We start from the raw sequence: 17004 nt of genomic DNA on the forward strand, positions 1-17004 counted from the left end.
GCCGATCTGCTGCCGAGACTTTCTGCGCAGCGACTGCGGTGAAAGTCCGCACAGCCTCCAATGAATTAAGGAATATTGCTATGGCTATGGCCACTCGCAGCGACTTGCGCAACGTAGCTATCGTTGCCCACGTTGACCACGGAAAGACCACTCTCGTTGACGCGATGCTTCGCCAGACGAACTCATTCGAGGCGCACGCGCACCTTGAAGAGCGTGCGATGGACTCGAACGAGCTTGAGCGTGAAAAGGGAATTACGATTCTCGCGAAGAACACCGCGATCTCGTACAACGGCAAGTACGCCACTGACGGCCCCATCACGATCAACGTGATCGACACTCCCGGCCACGCCGACTTCGGTGGCGAGGTCGAGCGCGGACTCAGCATGGTTGACGGTGTTGTTCTGCTCGTTGACGCGAGTGAGGGCCCGCTTCCGCAGACCCGCTTCGTGCTCCGTAAGGCTCTTGAGGCCAAGCTTCCCGTCATCCTGTTGGTCAACAAGACCGACCGTCCCGACGCACGTATTGACGAGGTCGTCGGCGAAAGCCAAGACCTCCTGCTCGGTCTTGCCAGCGACATGGCGGATGACGTTCCCGACCTTGACTTGGACGCCATCCTTGACGTTCCTGTTGTCTACGCTTCGGGCCGTGCTGGCGCTGCAAGCTGGAACAAGCCGGAGAACGGTTCGCTCCCCGACAACGAAGACCTCGAGCCGCTGTTCGACGCCATCCTCAAGCACGTTCCTGCTCCGTTGTACGACGACGAGCACCCCCTTCAGGCCTGGGTCACGAACCTCGACTCCTCGCCGTTCCTCGGCCGTCTTGCTCTGCTGCGTATCTTCAACGGCACGATCAAGAAGGGGCAGACTGTTGCCTGGGTCAAGCACGATGGCACGCAAGCCAACGTTCGCGTGACCGAGTTGATGATTACGAAGGCTCTCGATCGTTACCCCGCCGAGAGCGCTGGCCCCGGCGATATCGTCGCCGTTGCTGGATTCGAAGACATCTTCATCGGTGAGACTTTGTGTGACCCAGATGACGTTCGTCCGTTGCCGACCATCACCGTTGACGACCCCGCTATCTCGATGACGATCGGAACCAACACGTCGCCGATCATCGGCAAGGTCAAGGGTCACAAGCTCACCGCGCGTATGGTCAAGGATCGCCTTGACCGCGAGCTCGTCGGTAACGTATCGCTCAAGCTCGTCGACGTCGGACGCCCCGATGCCTGGGAAGTTCAGGGTCGTGGCGAGCTCGCTCTCGCCATCCTTGTTGAGCAGATGCGTCGTGAAGGCTTTGAGCTGACCGTTGGCAAGCCGCAGGTAGTTATCAAGAAGATTGACGGAAAGGTTCACGAGCCTTTCGAGCACCTCACGATTGATGCTCCCGAGGAATACCTTGGCGCAATCACTCAGTTGCTTGCTGCCCGCAAGGGTCGCATGGACGGCATGAGCAACCACGGCACCGGCTGGGTTCGCATGGAATTTATTGTTCCTTCGCGTGGACTTATCGGTTTCCGCACCGAGTTCATGACCATCACTCGCGGTGCAGGTATCGCCAACGCCGTATCGCACGGCTACGAGCCCTGGGCTGGCGAGATTGTCACGCGCGTCAACGGTTCGATCGTTGCCGACCGTGCTGGTGTTGCCACTCCGTTCGCGATGGTCGCTCTGCAGGAGCGTATGTCGTTCTTCGTTGAGCCCACTCAAGAGGTGTACGAGGGCATGGTTGTCGGCGAGAACTCGCGCGCTGACGACATGGACGTCAACATCACGAAGGAAAAGCAACTTACCAACATGCGCCAGTCGACCTCGGACTCGTTCGAGCGTATGACTCCGTCACGCAAGTTGACGTTGGAAGAGTGCCTCGAATTCGCTCGTGAAGATGAGTGCGTAGAGGTCACCCCTGAGCACGTTCGTATTCGCAAGGTCGAGCTCGACAGCAACGCACGTGCACGTCTCACGTCGCGCCTGAAGAAGCAAAACGCTTAACCCTTATTCTCGCAGCGGGCTCACATGAGTCCGCAATCTGCAGAGAGTACGATGCAGCCATGGTCATGTGATCGTGGCTGCATCGTTGGTTAACGACCCGTTCAGTCGTAGTCCTTTCGTCCTCTGGAGTTGTCATGTTGAGCGCACGCCACAGTGTTAGCGCATCCGTTGCCCTCGTTCTTGCTCTTGCCGCCACGCCGGCGCTTGCTGGCTGTTCTGGCGAGAATCCCATCGGTGGCATCGTCGAGCAGGCCACGGGAGGCAACGTCAGTCTGGGCGGTACTGAGATTCCCACAGGCTTCCCCAGCGAGGTGCCTCTTGCCGACGGCGAAGTCCAATTCGCTATCGCAGCGGGGGAGGGTGACAGTCGCGGCTACAACATCACGATCATGACGGGTTCGCAATCGCCGCTTGAAGCAATCGAAGCAGAGTTCGCGGATGCGGGTTTTGAGTCGCAAGTGCAGGCGAGCGGTGCTGACGGTGTCGGCTCGGTCATTTTCTCGAGTGACGCCTGGAACGTCGCGGTTATCGTCGCGAGCACCGAAGACGGTTACACCGCGAATTACACTGTGGCGCCCGTGAGCGCCACCAACTAGCCGTTCGCTTTACGGCAGGCCGAACATCCCGGCACCGACGAAGCTTGAAGACGTAGCTCCCGGGGGCACGGCGAAGATGGCGGATCCCACGTAGCGCACGTATTCATTCATGAGGTCGTTGCGAGAGAGCGCGAGCTGAATCGGCACAAACTGCGTTCCGGGGTCGCGCTGGAAGCTGATGAAGAAGAGCCCAGCATTCAGGCGACCAAGTTCATCATTTCCATCGACGAAGTTGTAGCCGCGCCGCAAAATTTGGGCGCCACCGTGGCTGTCGGGGTGGGCGAGCTTCATGTGTGATGAGTCATCAATGAGCGGAATATCGTCTCGGCCGGTCTGCTCGAAGTCGGGCTCAGTGAATTCACTGCCGCCGCTGAGCGGTGCGCCTTCACCCTTGGTGCGACCGAAGATTTTCTCTTGCTCACGCAACGACGTGCGATCCCATGTTTCGACGGTCATGCGAATCTTGCGGCTCACGAGATAGGAGCCACCGGTCATCCATGATGCTCCGTCTTCGGATGCCGCCCACACATGCTGAGCGACGCCAGCGGTATCTTCGGCTCGCAGGTTTGCGGTGCCGTCTTTGAAGCCGAAGAGGTTGCGCGGCGTCTTCTGCGCCTGAGTCGTTGACGATGTTCGGCCGAAGCCAAGCTGAGACCAGCGAAGCGTTGCACGACCGAATGCGATCCGCGAGAGATTCCGGATGGCGTGCACGGCCACTTGCGGGTCGTCACTGCACGCTTGGATGCACAGGTCGCCGCCGACGAGTTCAGGCTGTAGGGCGTCGCTGGGGAACTTCGGCAGGTCGATGAGCGCTGACGGTCGCTGCGCCGCCAATCCAAAGCGGTCGTCGAAGAGGCTCGGGCCGAAACCAAAGGTGATGGTGAGCCCGCCCGGAGGCAAATCAAGGGCTTCACCAGTGTCATCCGGCGGCGCGTCGTAGGGCCCGCTTGCCGGGCCATACTCGCCGGCCGCTTGGCCCGCTGTCATGCGTGCGGCAGCGTAGCTCCAGTCACGGAGCAGCTCGATGAGGTCGTCACGCGAGATGTCGTTGACGTCGAACGCAGCGAAATGCAAACGGTCCTGTGCTGGCGTCGTGATGCCGGACTGGTGCTTTCCAAAGAACGGGTAGGTCGAGGCAACAGCGTTGGTCGTGGATGCTGAACCGCCGCCCACGGCGAAAGCGCCGCCGACGCCGAGGCCAGCACCCACTACTCCAGCACCGGCAAGGCCGAGCAGGCCGCGACGGGAGAGCCCTGTGCTTTCTTCTGTCGGCATGGCGGTACTTTCGTGTGAGCGTAGCGTGCTGGTCGGCGTGTGGGTGGGGCGTGCTGGGTCCTAGAGAACGAGAACCGCAGTGAGCCGTGAGAGGGGCTCGGCGAGGGCGTTCACTTGGTCGGAGAATGCGCGGATCTCACTCGTGGATAACTCAGTGTAAAGGCGGAAGCCGTCGCCCTCCTTTTGAGCATCCAGCAAGACTTGCAGCTGCTCGAACTCGGCATCGAGCGTCGAGGCGAGCTCGGCATCCTTCTCTACGAGGATGTCGCGAACACCATCGTAGAGAACGCGAGCGCCGTCGATGTTGGCCTGGAAATCCCAGAGGTCGGTGTGAGACCAGAACTCTTCCTCACCGGTGACTTTGCCACTGGCGACTTCGTCGAGCAGTCCAATGGCACCGTTGGTCTGCTGATCGAGAGTGAACTCGAGTTCTTGAACGTTGGCGTAGAGAGTGTTCGTATCAGCCACGAGTTGCGTTGCGAGAGCTTCACGCTTCGACTGGTCGTAGGCGGTGAAGCCTGCTTCTGCGTCTTGTGGCCACAAGTCCTTTTCGATGGCGTGCCAGCCGGTCCACTCTTGGCCGTCTTCGAGGTCTGCTTCGCGAAGATCCATGCGGGGGTCGAGGTCACCGAAGGACTCGGCCACCGTTTCGACGCGCTCCCAGAACACTCGCGTGGGGGCGTAGAGTGCGCGAGCGGCGTCGTCATCGCCCGCGATGTAGGCGGCGGCGAAGTCTTCAGTGCCCACAACCAGATTCTCGATCTGGTCTTTTACATAGCTCTTGTAGTTAGCGTTTGCGGTTTCGACCTGAGCGGCAATGTCTCCGCTCAAGGCGAGATCTGCACCAGAGTCGGTCACGGTGAAGGGGGTCTTTCCAAGACCCTCACCGATCATTCCGGGCTTGCAGACCGTGAAGTAGTCGCCGGGCTGCGCCACGACGACGAGATCGCGAGAGATTCCGGGGCCAATATTCTCGACTTCGCCAACGATGCGCAACCCGTCATCCGCGAGTAAGTAGAACTCGGTGACTTGGTCTCCGGAGTTGGTGACAGAAAACACAAGGTTGCCGCTCGGTGCCTCCGCGGAACTAACAGCACAGTCTGTGGCGCTGCTGTCGACAGCGATCGTGTTGTCGGATGCCGTCGTGCCGACGTTATTGGGCACGCAACCGGTGAGTGCGAGCGCAGCAACAGTGGCCGCCGCGGCGAATCCGAAGCGGGTGGAGAGGGAAGTCATCAGGCTCCTTGAGCGTTGAGAGGTGAAGTAGGAATGAGAGGTTTGTCTTCGCGGGCATTGCCGCGAACTGTGCGGATGAAGATCGTCATGACGACGCTGACGTACGCCAGCCAGGCTCCTGCCTCGAACCACGTGGTGGCGGGGGAGAAGTTGAAGGTGCCCTTGAGGAGCGTGCCGTACCAGCTGTCGGGCGGAATGACAGCGCTGACGTCGAACGCGAGGGCGTGAAGTCCAGGCAAGACGCCGGCTTCTTGAAGGTCGTGCACGCCATAAGAGAGCACGCCAGCCGCGACGATGATGAGGATGGCGCCGGTCCAGGTGAAGAAGCGGGTGAGGTTGATGCTCACGACGCCGCGGTAGATGAGGTAGCCAAGCACGATCGCGGTGGAAATCCCGAGGGCTGCACCTGCGAGGGGCAGAGTGGTGGATCCGCTGGCCTGAACGGCAGCCCAAATGAAGAGAGCGGTTTCGATTCCCTCGCGGCCAACAGCGAGGAATGCAACGAGAACGAGGCCCCACCCCGCGCCAGTGAGGTGCGAATCAACCTCGTTGCGCAACTCGCGACCGAGACCGCGGGCGGCACGCAGCATCCAGAAAATCATCCAGGTCACAAACGCGGTGGCAACGATCGACAGGATGCCCCCAATGAGTTCCTGCGCCTGGAACGAGAGTCCGTAGGCGCCGAACGTCAGGCTCGCGCCGAGCCCGAGTGAGAGCAGAACCGCGATGCCGACTCCGAGCCAGATTCGGGGGAGTACGTCGCGGCGGTCGATCTTGTGGACGTAGGCAATCAGAATGCCGACAACAAGGGCTGCTTCGAGGCCTTCGCGCAGGCCGATCAGGAAGTTTGCGAGCACGGAACTCTCTTGTCGATCGAATTTTTAGGGACTTTGGTAAGCCTAACCTAATCAAACGGAATCGATCTACCTGTGCTTATTCTGTCTAATGCAAAACAAGTGGTGAGGGAGCGGCCGTGAAAGATCGCGCACAACGCGTGCTGGTTATAGCCGCACGCCCAGAAGATGAGGCGTATGTCTTTGGGGCTACCATCGCCACCCTTGTTCACCGCGGCACCGAACTCATTGTTCTCAGCTGCAGCAATAACGCCACGGCAGCTATTTCGGCGACGCCCACTACCGCTCATGTGCCCGTCATGACAGCAGAGACCCATCTCGCGCCCGCCGCTGAGGTCGCGCATGAGACAGATGTTGAGGAGCTTTCTCCCCTCTCGGTCGACGAGGTCGTTCGCGAGATTCTCGGGATCACCGCTCATCACATCTTGCGCGAAGACAATGGGCGCCAGTTTGCAACCATGAACGCTCGAGACCTCGCATCAGACATCGCCGCCGCGATCACTTCGCTCAAGCCGGATGTCGTAGTGAGTTACGCAAAAGAGTTCAGTGGTACCGCGCGCGGCTCCGAAGCGCTGCTCGTGCACGAGGCCACCGCCCTGGCGACCGAGCTTGCAGGGGTGCCGTTCTATACGGCATCCGCTGTTCCTGTTGATCGTGGCGTTGCGGTGTCGTCGGCGACGGCGCTTGCATTTAAGCGTCGGGCGACGGAAATCTACCGCAACGAGATTCCGGTTGGTGAGGCTGTGTCTACTCCGGCGGAGTACTTGCGTCGCTTGCGGCGCCGGGAGTTGGTTGTCGGTGAGCGCAGCCGCTTCGAGCGCGTAATGCTTGCATTCCTTTCTCTTGTGCTCGGTGCTCTCGTTGGTCTTGTCTTGACCGCTGTGCATCAGTCGGCGTTTACGATCGGTGATGCTCGAATTCCTTGGGGGATTGTGGCCTCGGTAACTTTGGTCACAGCATTGATTCTTGGCTTGCGCCTTATCTACGACACTCGAGTGGCTGCGGGCTTTGCCTCCCTCGGTGTGTTGGTGATGTCTGCTCTTCTTGCCGCGGTGATGCCGGGAGGGACCATCTTGATTCCGGCGAATGTGGCGGGCTATGTGTGGACTTTTGCGCCCGTTGTTGTTGTGCTGGTTGTCGTCGGCTGGCCACGGGTGAATCGTCAGGTTTCGTCAGCGAGCCGCGCTAACATTGAACTGAACTCTCCCGTGAAAGGTGCGGATATCTCTTGACGTATGTCATCGCTCAGCCCTGTGTCGATCTGAAAGATCGCGCGTGTGTCGACGAATGCCCAGTTGACTGCATTTATGAGGGCGACCGCATGCTCTATATCCACCCGGATGAGTGCGTCGACTGCGGTGCCTGCGAACCGGTGTGTCCCGTCGAGGCCATTTACTACGAAGACGATTTGCCCGACAAGTGGGCCGATTACTACAAGGCCAATGTCGAGTTCTTCGATCTGCTCGACAACTCGTCGCCCGGTGGAGCTGCGAAGGTCGGTGTAATTCACAAAGACCACGCGCTCATCGATGCTTTGCCCGAGGGTGGCGGGTCTTCCGACTAATGACGCGCACGCCGTTGGTCCTTCCCGACTTTCCGTGGGATTCCCTTGCGCCTTTTGGCACAACCGCGCGCACGCATCCTGATGGCATCGTTGATCTCTCGGTGGGCTCTCCGGTCGACCCGACGCCCGCTATTATTCGTGAGAGTTTGGCGACGGCGACGGATGCCCACGCCTACCCGACTACAACGGGCACCGTTCAGCTGCGCGAGGCTATTGTCGACTGGTTTGAGCGTCGCCGTGGCGTCACCGGACTTACCGTTGACCACGTGCTTCCGACGGTCGGATCCAAAGAGCTCGTAGCCCTGCTGCCGCTCTTGCTCGGCCTTGGCAAAGACGATGTGGTCGTTCATCCTTCGGTCGCCTATCCGACGTATGCCATTGGCGCTGCGCTCGTGGGTGCTACCGCCGTTGCTTCTGACAACCCCGCTGAGTGGCCCGAGAATACTGCGCTGGTCTGGCTCAACAGCCCGGGTAACCCCGACGGTCGTGTGCTCGACGTCGATGAGTTGCGCGCGGCTGTCGCTCGGGCCCGCGAACTGGGCGCGGTGATCGCTTCCGATGAGTGCTACGCCGAACTTAATTGGAACGGTATCGATCCGACGCCCTCCATCCTTGACCCCGAAGTCATTGGAAGTGACCGTTCTTCGGTGCTCGCCGTGTATTCGCTCAGCAAGCAATCGAATCTCGCGGGGTATCGGGCGGCTTTTGTGGCCGGATGCTCGCATGTGATCTCAGAGCTTCTCGCGGTGCGTAAGCACGCGGGGCTGATCGTGCCGGGCCCTGTGCAGGCGGCGATGGTCACTGCGCTGCGTGACGAGGCTCATGTTGTGGAGCAGCGTGAGCTGTATCGTGCGCGTCGTGCTCGACTCCTCCCGGCGCTTGAGCGAGCCGGATTCCGCATCGATGACAGTGCGGCTGGGCTCTACCTCTGGGCGACAAAGAACGAAGACTCGTGGCAGACGGTTGGCGATCTTGCCCAAGTAGGCATCCTTGTCGTGCCTGGTTCGTTCTACGGCGAAGCTCCCGCCCGCCATGTGCGTATTGCGCTGACGGCGAGCGACGCGACAATCGCGGATGCTGTCGCTCGTCTCGATTTGCTCGCTTAAGTGCACTAACTGGCCGGGGTCTTGTCTTTGACCTCCAAAGCGAAGAGCATTTGGTTGGCTGGTGTGACAGTGGCTATCCAAGCCTTGTAGGCTGTAGCGGTGAATGAAGCCCCTCAAGACCCAGAGAAGGCCACCCTCCACTTTCCGGGCGGTGCTGCTGAATTTCCCATTATCCGTGGGGTCGATGGTCACAACAGCATCGATATCTCCACCTTTATGAAGCAGACCGGCTACACGGCGCTTGATCAAGGATTCGTGAACACTGCATCCACACGCAGTGAGATCACCTACATCGACGGAGATCGCGGCATCCTGCGCTATCGCGGTTATGCGATCGAAGACGTCGCGGCAAACTCGACCTACCTCGAAGTTGCTTGGCTGCTGATCTACGGCGAACTGCCGTCGAAGTCGCAGTTGGAAGAGTTCGACGAGAAGATTCGCCGCCACACTCTGCTGCATGAAGATCTGCGTCGTTTCTTCGACGCTCTTCCCCACAGCGCCCACCCCATGTCGGTGCTCTCTAGCGCGGTATCAGCGCTGTCGACGTACTACGAAGATTCGCACGACGTTCGCGACCCAGAGCAGGTCGAGATTTCGACCATCCGTCTCCTGGCAAAGTTGCCGGTTATCGCGGCTTACGCTCACAAGAAGTCGCTCGGGCAGGCATTGCTCTACCCCGACAACTCCATGAGCTTCGTCGACAACTTCTTGAAGCTCAACTTCGGCAACATGGCCGAAGAGTATGAGGTCAATCCCGTACTCAGCAAGGCGCTCGACCGCTTGCTTATCTTGCACGAAGACCACGAGCAGAATGCATCCACCTCAACGGTGCGCCTCGTCGGTTCGACCGAGGCAAACATCTTCGCGTCGATCTCTGCGGGGATCAATGCGCTCTACGGGCCACTTCACGGCGGTGCCAACGAGGCTGTTCTCAAGATGCTCAGCGAGATTCAGGAGTCGGGCGAAGGCGTAAAAAAGTTCGTCGATCGCGTCAAGCGCAAAGAAGACGGCGTGCGTCTCATGGGCTTCGGCCACCGCGTCTACAAGAGCTTCGACCCGCGTGCACGACTCGTGAAAGAGAGCGCGGATGAGGTTCTCGCTGATCTCGGAATCAGCGACCCCCTGCTCGACATCGCTCGTGAACTCGAAGAGGTCGCGCTGGCCGATGACTACTTCATTGAGCGCAAGCTCTACCCCAACGTCGACTTCTACACGGGAGTCATCTACAAGGCGATGGGCTTCCCCCCGCGCATGTTCACGGTGCTCTTTGCCATCGGTCGTCTGCCGGGCTGGATCGCCAACTGGCGTGAGATGAACCAAGACCCGAAGACCAAGATCGGTCGCCCGCAGCAGCTCTACACGGGCCCCGCAGCCCGTGACTGGCCCCAGCGCTAACAGCTGGGCTAGCAGGTAAACGAAACGGCCGGCACTCCGCAAGGAGCGCCGGCCGTTTCGTGTTTACGTACGGTTGCTGTTTAGGCGTGCAGGGCCGAGTTCAGTTCAACGCCGCTACCGCTGCGTGGCAGAACCTCGACGGCGCCCGTGACTGAGTTGCGACGGAACAGCAAACCATTCACGCCGCTGAGCTCCACAGCCTTGACGCTGCGCGGCGTCGCTGACCCATCGATGATGGTGACTTTTGTGCCTGCGGTGACGTAAAGGCCAGCTTCGACGACGGTGTCATCACCGATCGCAATACCGATGCCCGAGTTGGCGCCGAGTAGGGCGCGCTCGCCAATGGAGACGCGCTCAGTTCCACCGCCACTGAGGGTCCCCATAATGGATGCCCCACCACCGATATCGGCACCGTCACCGACAACGACGCCCTGGGAAATGCGACCCTCAACCATCGAGCTGCCGAGCGTTCCCGCGTTGAAATTGACGAAACCCTCGTGCATGACTGTCGTGCCGGGGGAGAGGTAGGCTCCGAGGCGCACGCGCGAGGCATCCGCGATTCGTACGCGTTCGGGCAAGACGTAGTCGAGCATCCGCGGGAACTTATCGATACCTGTCACGACGATGCCGTGGCGCTTGAGCGAGACGCGCAGGGTGCGGAAGTCATCGGGGTGCACCGCGCCGGCGTTAGTCCAGACAACGATCGGCAGCGTGCCAAACAGTCCATCGAGGTTGATGCTGTTGGGCTTCACGAGCAGGTGGCTGAGCAAGTGAAGGCGCAGGTAGGCGTCGGCGACATTCGTGGGCGCTGCATCCAAATCGATCTCAACGGTGACGAATTCAGTGCGCACTCGACGACGTTCATCGGCACCCAAGTGTTCTTCGAGGTCGGCTGGTGTGTAGTGCGGGTCGGTGCCCTCGGGAATTGATCCCAGGTGCGGAGCGGGGAACCACACGTCGAGTGTTGTTCCGTCGCTGGCGATTGTTGCGAGTCCGTATCCCCATGCTGTGCGCGAAGTCATGCCTCCAGATTACTTACACTGGGTGCATGCCTGTGACCGATCCTTCCGTTCCCGTGCTCGATCTGACGGCCTCGAGCCCTGAACTCACTCGCCAGATTTGCGACATTGAGTCGGTCTCCGGCAACGAACAGCGCCTTGCGGATGCCGTAGAGACGGCGCTGAGTGGGTTCAGTCACCTTGAGGTGATTCGGGATGCGGATGCCGTTGTCGCCCGCACAAACGGAGGCAAGGCGCAGCGCGTCGTGATCGCGGGGCACCTCGATACGGTTCCGGTCAATGCCAATCTGCCGACGACTCTGGAGATGATTGACGGCGAGGAACATCTCGTGGGCCGCGGCACCGTCGATATGAAAGGCGCCGTCGCGATCGCTCTCAAGCTCGCCGGTGAACTGGTCGACCCTGCAGTCGACGTGACGTGGATTTTTTACGACCATGAGGAGGTCGCTGCCGAACTCAACGGCCTGGGACGAATTGCACGTAATCGTCCCGATCTGATGGTCGGCGACTTTGCCATCATCGGCGAACCGTCGAATTCAACTGTTGAAGGCGGCTGCAATGGCACCGCGCGCATCGATATTTCGCTCAAGGGAGTTCGCGCTCACTCCGCCCGCGCGTGGATGGGGGAGAACGCTATCCATGCCGCCGCACCAGTGCTTGCCATTCTGGCTGCTTATGAGCCAGAGCAGCACGAGGTCGATGGGCTTGTCTATCGCGAGTGCCTCAACGCGGTAGGGATTTCTGGTGGTGTTGCCGGCAATGTGATTCCGGATGCTGCGACCGTGACCGTTAATTTCAGGTTTGCCCCGGATCGCAGCGCAGACCAAGCCATTGATTACTTGCGTGACGTCTTTGACGGTTTCGACTTCGAAGTAACCGATCTTGCGGGAGGGGCTCGCCCGGGGCTCGATGCTCCGCTCGCCAAGAACTTCTTGGCCGCCGTCGGCGGGACTCCTGCCCCCAAATATGGCTGGACCGATGTTGCTCGCTTTGCTGAGCTCGGCGTGCCCGCCGTGAACTATGGTCCCGGCAACCCGCTGCGTGCCCACGCCGATGATGAACGTGTCGCGACGAGCGAAATTGTGGCCTGCGAGCAGGGGCTCAGGGCGTGGCTGACAGCGCGCTAGCCTCCACCCTGCGCCGCGCAACAGCGGTGATGCTTGCCCCTCAACGCTGGTGGCTCGCCGTCATCGCGATCTTTGTCGCGTCTCGAGTGGTGACGACGTCGCTCTTGCTGGGGTTCGCGTCGATCCAGGGCCAGAATCCGTGGACGGGGCCTCAACCCGACTACTTCTCCTTTGCCAAAATCTGGGACGGTCACTGGTACTTCATCATTGCGATTGCGGGCTATCCCACCGAGTTGCCGGTGACAGAGGCGGGTCACGTTGCAGAGAACGCCTGGGCCTTCATGCCGGGCTATCCCGCGGTTGTGCGTGCGGTGATGATGCTGACGACTCTCGATTTCGCGGTCGCTGGCGTGCTGGTTACTCTCGCTTTTTCGATGGGTGCCGCGCTCATGCTGTATCGAGTGATGCACCTGGTGCTGCCGCCGACCACGGCACTATTCGCCGTAGCTATCTTCTGCTTCGCGCCGCTGTCGGCCATTCTTCAGGTCTCCTACGCCGAGTCGATGTATCTGTTCTTGCTGATGTTGGCGCTGTTCTGGCTCATGAAGCGCCAGTATTGGGCACTTCTGCCAGTGATTGCGGTCATGTCTCTCACCCGCCCGAGCGGTCTTGCTTTCGCCCTCGCCCTTGGCTTGCACGTGGTCTATCGCTGGTGGATTCGCCGACGCGAAGAGTTTCCGATGCGCGAGCGAGTGGCGGCGATATCGGCAACTCTGTTCAGCCTGCTCATGGGCTTCGCGTGGCTGTTGATCGCGGCCGCGGTCACAGGGTCGCTTACGGCGTATACCGATACCGAGCTCGCGTGGCGGGCGCCGTACGTCGGTAATGGCGAGCTCATCCCGTTCGCGGCGTGGTTTCAAGGGGCTGCATTTTGGGCGCAGTGGTGGAGGATTCCGCAGTGGTTGCTGGTGGTGATGCTGGTTGCCGGCGTTGTGGCGTTCTTCGTTTTTCTCATCACTAAACCCGCACAACGATTGGGGGTGGACTTGCGATTGTGGGTAGCCAGCTACGCGCTCTACCTCTTAGCGGTGTTCTTTCCGCAATCGAGCACCTTCCGGTTGTTGATTCCCATGTTCCCGTTAGCGGGAGTTCTTGCTTTGCCGCCGTCTCGGCTCTATCGGGCTCTGCTCCTTGCCGCGTGTATCGCGGGACAGTGGTGTTGGATCCATGTCGCATGGTGGGTTGACGGCTATGACTGGACGCCGCCCTAAACAGGTGCACAGCGGGTGAATGATTCGACAGAGTTTCAGTATCGGCGGTTTTTGCTGGATAATGGGAACTAGTACCGATGAAAGGGGACTATCTATGGCAGCCATGAAGCCGAGGACCGGTGACGGGCCGATGGAGGCTGTCAAAGAGGGTCGACTCATTGTCGTGCGCGTACCTCTTGAAGGCGGCGGTCGACTCGTAGTTTCTGTAAACGACGAGGAAGCAAAAGAACTGCACGACGCTCTCGCGGGTGTTGTGACTCCCGCCTAGCGCACCTTCCCAGCCTTGACCGGCAGCCCCGCCACTGTGCGGGGGTAGTCGGAACTAAACACCGGACACGATCATGTCGTGTTCGGTGCTTTTGTTTTTCTCACGCTGTCGGTGTCCATCCATTCTTTGAGGTAGTGCGCAGTTACACCGGGGCCAGCGGCAACATCGCGCGGAGTTCCTGTAGCCACGATCGTTCCACCCTTGTCACCGCCGCTGGGGCCCAAGTCGATAACCCAGTCGCTGCTGGCAATGGTAGCGAGATCGTGTTCGACAAGCACGACGGTGTTTCCGGCATCCACGAGTCGTTGCAATTGTGCAAGCAACAAATCGGTGTCTGAGGGGTGCAACCCCCCTGTGGGTTCGTCGAGCAAGTAGAGCGCGTGGCCGCGACGGGCACGCTGTAGCTCGGTCGCGAGCTTGATGCGCTGCGCTTCACCACCACTCAACTCTGTTGCGGGCTGGCCAAGACGCAGATATCCAAGCCCGACATCGCGCAGAGTGTCGAGGCTGCGCAGCGCTGAAGAGGATTCTGTGAAGAATTCCGCAGCGGTGTTCACGGTCATGCCCAGTATCTCGGCGATGTTCTTGCCGAGGTAGGTCACTTCGAGCGTCTCATCGTTGTACCGTGCGCCGTGGCACGTGTGACAGGGAGCATAGGTTCCGGGCAAGAACAGCAGTTCGACCGACACAAAGCCTTCGCCCTGGCACGTTTCGCAACGACCGCCCGCGACGTTGAACGAGAACCGGCTCGCTGTATAGCCGCGAGCCTGTGCTTCATCGGTTGCGGCGAAGAGCTTGCGCACGACGTCAAACATTCCCGTGTAGGTTGCGAGGTTGGAGCGAGGAGTGCGGCCGATGGGGCGCTGGTCGACGAGCACGAGGCGGTCGAACGAGTCGAGCCCGCTGGTGTTTTCGAGGGTGAGATCGTGCAGTTGTTCATCCGGATCCGCAGCTTCATCAGGAGCAGCACCGAGACGGTCACGCACTGCCTGGGCGAGAACGTGGGTGACGAGCGTTGACTTGCCCGAGCCAGAGACTCCCGTGACAGCGGTCATGACACCGAGCGGAAAATCGACGGTGAGATCGCGGATGTTGTGCAGCGACGCCTTCTCGAGACGCACCCACGACTGCGGTGCGCGTACCGTTCGCGCCGGTCGAGCCTCCTGCGGAAAGAGGTAACGGCCGGTCACTGATTCGGGCACATCCCGCAGGCCTTCGACGGGGCCGGAGTACACGAGTTGACCGCCGCCTTCACCCGCGCCTGGCCCGATATCGACGATCCAGTCAGCGCGACGAATCACGTCGAGGTCGTGCTCGACAACGAACAGCGAGTTGCCGGATGCCGTCAGACGATCGAGTACCTCCAGTAGCGGCGCCGCATCCGCCGGGTGCAATCCCGCGGAGGGCTCATCAAGCACATAGACGACGCCGAAGAGACCGGAACGCAATTGCGTCGCGATGCGGAGCCTTTGCGCTTCACCGGGGGAGAGCGTCGTGGAATTACGGCCAAGGCTGAGGTATCCCAGTCCGAGATCGAGGAGAACGTCGACGCGCGCAATCACATCGTCGCCGATGCGCCGTGCAACCTCATTGCCGTCGGCAGAATCACTTTCTGCGTCAGCGCGCATGATGCCCTGCCGCAGCCGGTCTGCGATCTCTGTCAGCGGTACGGCATTCATCTCGGCGATGCTGAGCCCGGCGAAGGTGACAGACAGGGCGTTAGCCTGCAGGCCGCTACCGCCACACTCGGGGCACGTCATGCTCTGCACGAAGCGGAGCGCGCGCTCGCGCATCCGCTCGCTCTGGGACTGCGAGAGCACGTTCATGATGTGCTTGCGGGCGCTCCAGAACTTGCCGTTGTAGCCGTGATCGACGCGGCCCTCTTCTGGCTGGATGAAGACGGAGGGCTGTTCTTCGGTATAGAGCAGCCAGTCGCGGTCTGTGCGGCTCAGAGTGCTCCACGGCGCTCGGGTGTCGATGCCGAGACCGTTGACGATGCTCTTGAGATTGGCGCCCTGCCACGCGCCAGGCCAGGCCGCTATTGCGCCATCGCGAATAGAGAGCGAAGCATCGGGAACGAGGAGATCCTCGGTGACATCGTGCACGACGCCGAGGCCGTGACAGCGTGGGCAGGCTCCCGTTGCCGTGTTGGGCGAGAACGCTTCGGCCGAGAGGTGGCTGACTCCCGCGGGGTAGCTTCCGGCCCGGGAATACAACATGCGAAGAAGGTTGGAGAGGGTAGTGATGGTGCCGACACTCGATCGAGAGCTGGGCGCTCCGCGGCGCTGCTGAAGGGCAACGGCAGGCGGAAGCCCCGTGATGTCGGTGACATCGGGGGCGCCGACCTGATTGAGCAGTCGCCGGGCATAGGGGGCTACTGACTCGAAATAGCGACGCTGTGCTTCAGCGTAGAGAGTTCCAAAAGCGAGAGAAGATTTTCCGGATCCAGAGATTCCGGTGAACGCCACCATGCAATCGCGGGGCACATCAAGATCAATGTTGGCGACATTGTTCTCGCGCGCACCTCGAACGTGAACCCAGCCGTCACGATCATTGTTGTTCATGGATGCTCCGTTCTGGCGACGGGCGCAGAGCCATGGTTGCTCGGCTTCGCGCGCTCAGTCGTGGTTGTCGAGATATGGCGGTGTTTCCACACTACGGAGAGGAGACTGAACGCGGGGTGAGCGTTCGCTGAGCGCGTTAGTCGCTGAGCTTGGTGAGCTGCAGAAGTCCGTCGCCCACGGGAATCAGCGAACTGATCACCGCCTCCGACTGCGCAACTTCGTTCAAGAGAGTGCGGAAGTTTCGCACCGTCGAATCACGCTGAGCGGGATCGGCAACGCGGTCACGCCACAGGGCATGAGCAACCGCCACAACGCCACCGGGGCGAACGAGGCGAAGCCCGTGCTCGACATACTCAATAACCGACTGCGGGTCGGCATCGATGAACACGAGGTCGTAGCTTGATTCATTCATGCGCGGGAGAACTTCGGCCGCCTTGCCACCGATCTGACGTACGCGGTTCGGTTGGATGCCCGCATCCGTGAATACAGAACGAGCGACCTGCTGGTGGTCAATCTCGGAATCGATAGTGGTGAGCAGTGCGCTTGGGCTGCCCGCGAGCATCCAGAGCCCGCTAATGCCAACACCGGTACCGACTTCGATGATGCTCTTGGCGCCTGTCGCGGCAGCGAGCAAAGCCAATTGGGCGCCGACAGCGGGGCTGACGGCTTCGATTCCCAGCTCACTGGAATGCACGCGCGCCGCAGCGATCTCTGGGCGTTCGACAACGAACTCCTCGGCGTATTTCCAGCTCAACTGCTTGTCTGACACATTGCTCCTATCGCTAGATCAACTGTAGACGT

Annotated in this window: 15 protein-coding genes; 9 read left to right on the plus strand and 6 right to left on the minus strand. The window is 60.5% G+C overall.

Annotated features, from left to right (window positions below):
• Window positions 1-80: 80 nt before the first annotated feature.
• Together typA and AACZ26_RS10595 are read left to right on the plus strand one after the other, a co-directional pair.
• A complete protein-coding gene (typA, locus tag AACZ26_RS10590; RefSeq protein ID WP_339621397.1) occupies window positions 81-1988 on the plus strand; it encodes a translational GTPase TypA in 1908 nt (635 codons plus the stop codon).
• Between the two features lie 134 nt (window positions 1989-2122).
• Window positions 2123-2584: a hypothetical protein gene (locus AACZ26_RS10595; protein ID WP_339621399.1), complete on the plus strand. Its 462-nt coding sequence runs from the start codon at window positions 2123-2125 to the stop codon at window positions 2582-2584.
• 9 nt (window positions 2585-2593) lie between these two features.
• Here AACZ26_RS10595 and efeB read toward each other — a convergent pair whose 3' ends face one another.
• From efeB to efeU, 3 genes are read right to left on the minus strand one after another with little or no spacing between them, the layout of a single operon-like run.
• Window positions 2594-3859 (minus strand): iron uptake transporter deferrochelatase/peroxidase subunit, encoded by a 1266-nt coding sequence (gene efeB / locus AACZ26_RS10600; RefSeq protein WP_339621400.1) that lies wholly within the window; start codon window positions 3857-3859, stop codon window positions 2594-2596.
• Between the two features lie 60 nt (window positions 3860-3919).
• A complete protein-coding gene (gene efeO / locus AACZ26_RS10605) occupies window positions 3920-5095 on the minus strand; it encodes an iron uptake system protein EfeO (RefSeq protein WP_339621401.1) in 1176 nt (391 codons plus the stop codon).
• Window positions 5095-5952 carry an iron uptake transporter permease EfeU gene (gene efeU, locus AACZ26_RS10610; protein ID WP_339621402.1) on the minus strand — a complete coding sequence of 286 codons (858 nt, stop codon included), beginning with the start codon at window positions 5950-5952 and terminating at the stop codon, window positions 5095-5097. The genes efeO and efeU overlap by 1 nt, the downstream gene beginning before the upstream one ends.
• A 116-nt stretch (window positions 5953-6068) precedes the next feature.
• Between efeU and AACZ26_RS10615 the strand changes: the two genes are divergently transcribed.
• The 4 genes from AACZ26_RS10615 (at window position 6069) to AACZ26_RS10630 (ending at window position 10014) form a co-directional block, all read left to right on the plus strand.
• Window positions 6069-7181 carry a PIG-L family deacetylase gene (locus AACZ26_RS10615; RefSeq protein ID WP_339621403.1) on the plus strand — a complete coding sequence of 371 codons (1113 nt, stop codon included), beginning with the start codon at window positions 6069-6071 and terminating at the stop codon, window positions 7179-7181.
• Window positions 7178-7513 (plus strand): ferredoxin, encoded by a 336-nt coding sequence (gene fdxA, locus AACZ26_RS10620; RefSeq protein ID WP_339621405.1) that lies wholly within the window; start codon window positions 7178-7180, stop codon window positions 7511-7513. The genes AACZ26_RS10615 and fdxA overlap by 4 nt, the downstream gene beginning before the upstream one ends.
• Window positions 7513-8619 carry a succinyldiaminopimelate transaminase gene (gene dapC / locus AACZ26_RS10625; protein WP_339621406.1) on the plus strand — a complete coding sequence of 369 codons (1107 nt, stop codon included), beginning with the start codon at window positions 7513-7515 and terminating at the stop codon, window positions 8617-8619. The genes fdxA and dapC overlap by 1 nt, the downstream gene beginning before the upstream one ends.
• Window positions 8620-8718: 99 nt before the next feature.
• Window positions 8719-10014: a citrate synthase gene (locus AACZ26_RS10630; protein ID WP_339621408.1), complete on the plus strand. Its 1296-nt coding sequence runs from the start codon at window positions 8719-8721 to the stop codon at window positions 10012-10014.
• Window positions 10015-10094: 80 nt separating this feature from the next.
• Here AACZ26_RS10630 and dapD read toward each other — a convergent pair whose 3' ends face one another.
• On the minus strand, window positions 10095-11036 hold the full coding sequence (gene dapD, locus AACZ26_RS10635; RefSeq protein WP_339621411.1) for a 2,3,4,5-tetrahydropyridine-2,6-dicarboxylate N-succinyltransferase: 942 nt from the start codon (window positions 11034-11036) through the stop codon (window positions 10095-10097).
• 26 nt (window positions 11037-11062) lie between these two features.
• Here dapD and dapE point away from each other — a divergent pair, with 26 nt between their 5' ends.
• The 3 genes from dapE (at window position 11063) to AACZ26_RS10650 (ending at window position 13639) form a co-directional block, all read left to right on the plus strand.
• Window positions 11063-12160, plus strand: coding sequence for a succinyl-diaminopimelate desuccinylase (dapE, locus tag AACZ26_RS10640; protein ID WP_339621414.1), 1098 nt, complete (start codon window positions 11063-11065; stop codon window positions 12158-12160).
• Window positions 12142-13371, plus strand: a complete 1230-nt coding sequence (locus AACZ26_RS10645; RefSeq protein WP_339621416.1) for a mannosyltransferase family protein — start codon at window positions 12142-12144, stop codon at window positions 13369-13371. Before dapE ends, AACZ26_RS10645 begins: the two co-directional genes overlap by 19 nt.
• 94 nt (window positions 13372-13465) lie before the next feature.
• Window positions 13466-13639, plus strand: a complete 174-nt coding sequence (locus AACZ26_RS10650; RefSeq protein ID WP_339621418.1) for a DUF3117 domain-containing protein — start codon at window positions 13466-13468, stop codon at window positions 13637-13639.
• A gap of 71 nt (window positions 13640-13710) precedes the next feature.
• Here AACZ26_RS10650 and uvrA read toward each other — a convergent pair whose 3' ends face one another.
• Both uvrA and AACZ26_RS10660 read right to left on the minus strand, forming a co-directional pair.
• Window positions 13711-16203, minus strand: a complete 2493-nt coding sequence (gene uvrA, locus AACZ26_RS10655; RefSeq protein WP_339621420.1) for an excinuclease ABC subunit UvrA — start codon at window positions 16201-16203, stop codon at window positions 13711-13713.
• A gap of 136 nt (window positions 16204-16339) precedes the next feature.
• Window positions 16340-16972, minus strand: coding sequence for an O-methyltransferase (locus tag AACZ26_RS10660; protein WP_339621421.1), 633 nt, complete (start codon window positions 16970-16972; stop codon window positions 16340-16342).
• Window positions 16973-17004 lie beyond the last annotated feature (32 nt).

The organism is uncultured Salinibacterium sp. (genome assembly GCF_963974405.1).
GTDB lineage: Bacteria > Actinomycetota > Actinomycetes > Actinomycetales > Microbacteriaceae > Rhodoglobus.

Coding starts and splice junctions, on each gene's coding strand:
- typA (WP_339621397.1), top strand. CDS start 81: ATGGCTATGGCCACTCGCAGCGACTTGCGCAACGTAGCTATCGTTGCC.
- AACZ26_RS10595 (WP_339621399.1), top strand. CDS start 2,123: ATGTTGAGCGCACGCCACAGTGTTAGCGCATCCGTTGCCCTCGTTCTT.
- efeB (WP_339621400.1), bottom strand. CDS start 3,859: ATGCCGACAGAAGAAAGCACAGGGCTCTCCCGTCGCGGCCTGCTCGGC.
- efeO (WP_339621401.1), bottom strand. CDS start 5,095: ATGACTTCCCTCTCCACCCGCTTCGGATTCGCCGCGGCGGCCACTGTT.
- dapC (WP_339621406.1), top strand. CDS start 7,513: ATGACGCGCACGCCGTTGGTCCTTCCCGACTTTCCGTGGGATTCCCTT.
- dapD (WP_339621411.1), bottom strand. CDS start 11,036: ATGACTTCGCGCACAGCATGGGGATACGGACTCGCAACAATCGCCAGC.
- dapE (WP_339621414.1), top strand. CDS start 11,063: ATGCCTGTGACCGATCCTTCCGTTCCCGTGCTCGATCTGACGGCCTCG.
- AACZ26_RS10650 (WP_339621418.1), top strand. CDS start 13,466: ATGGCAGCCATGAAGCCGAGGACCGGTGACGGGCCGATGGAGGCTGTC.
- uvrA (WP_339621420.1), bottom strand. CDS start 16,203: ATGAACAACAATGATCGTGACGGCTGGGTTCACGTTCGAGGTGCGCGC.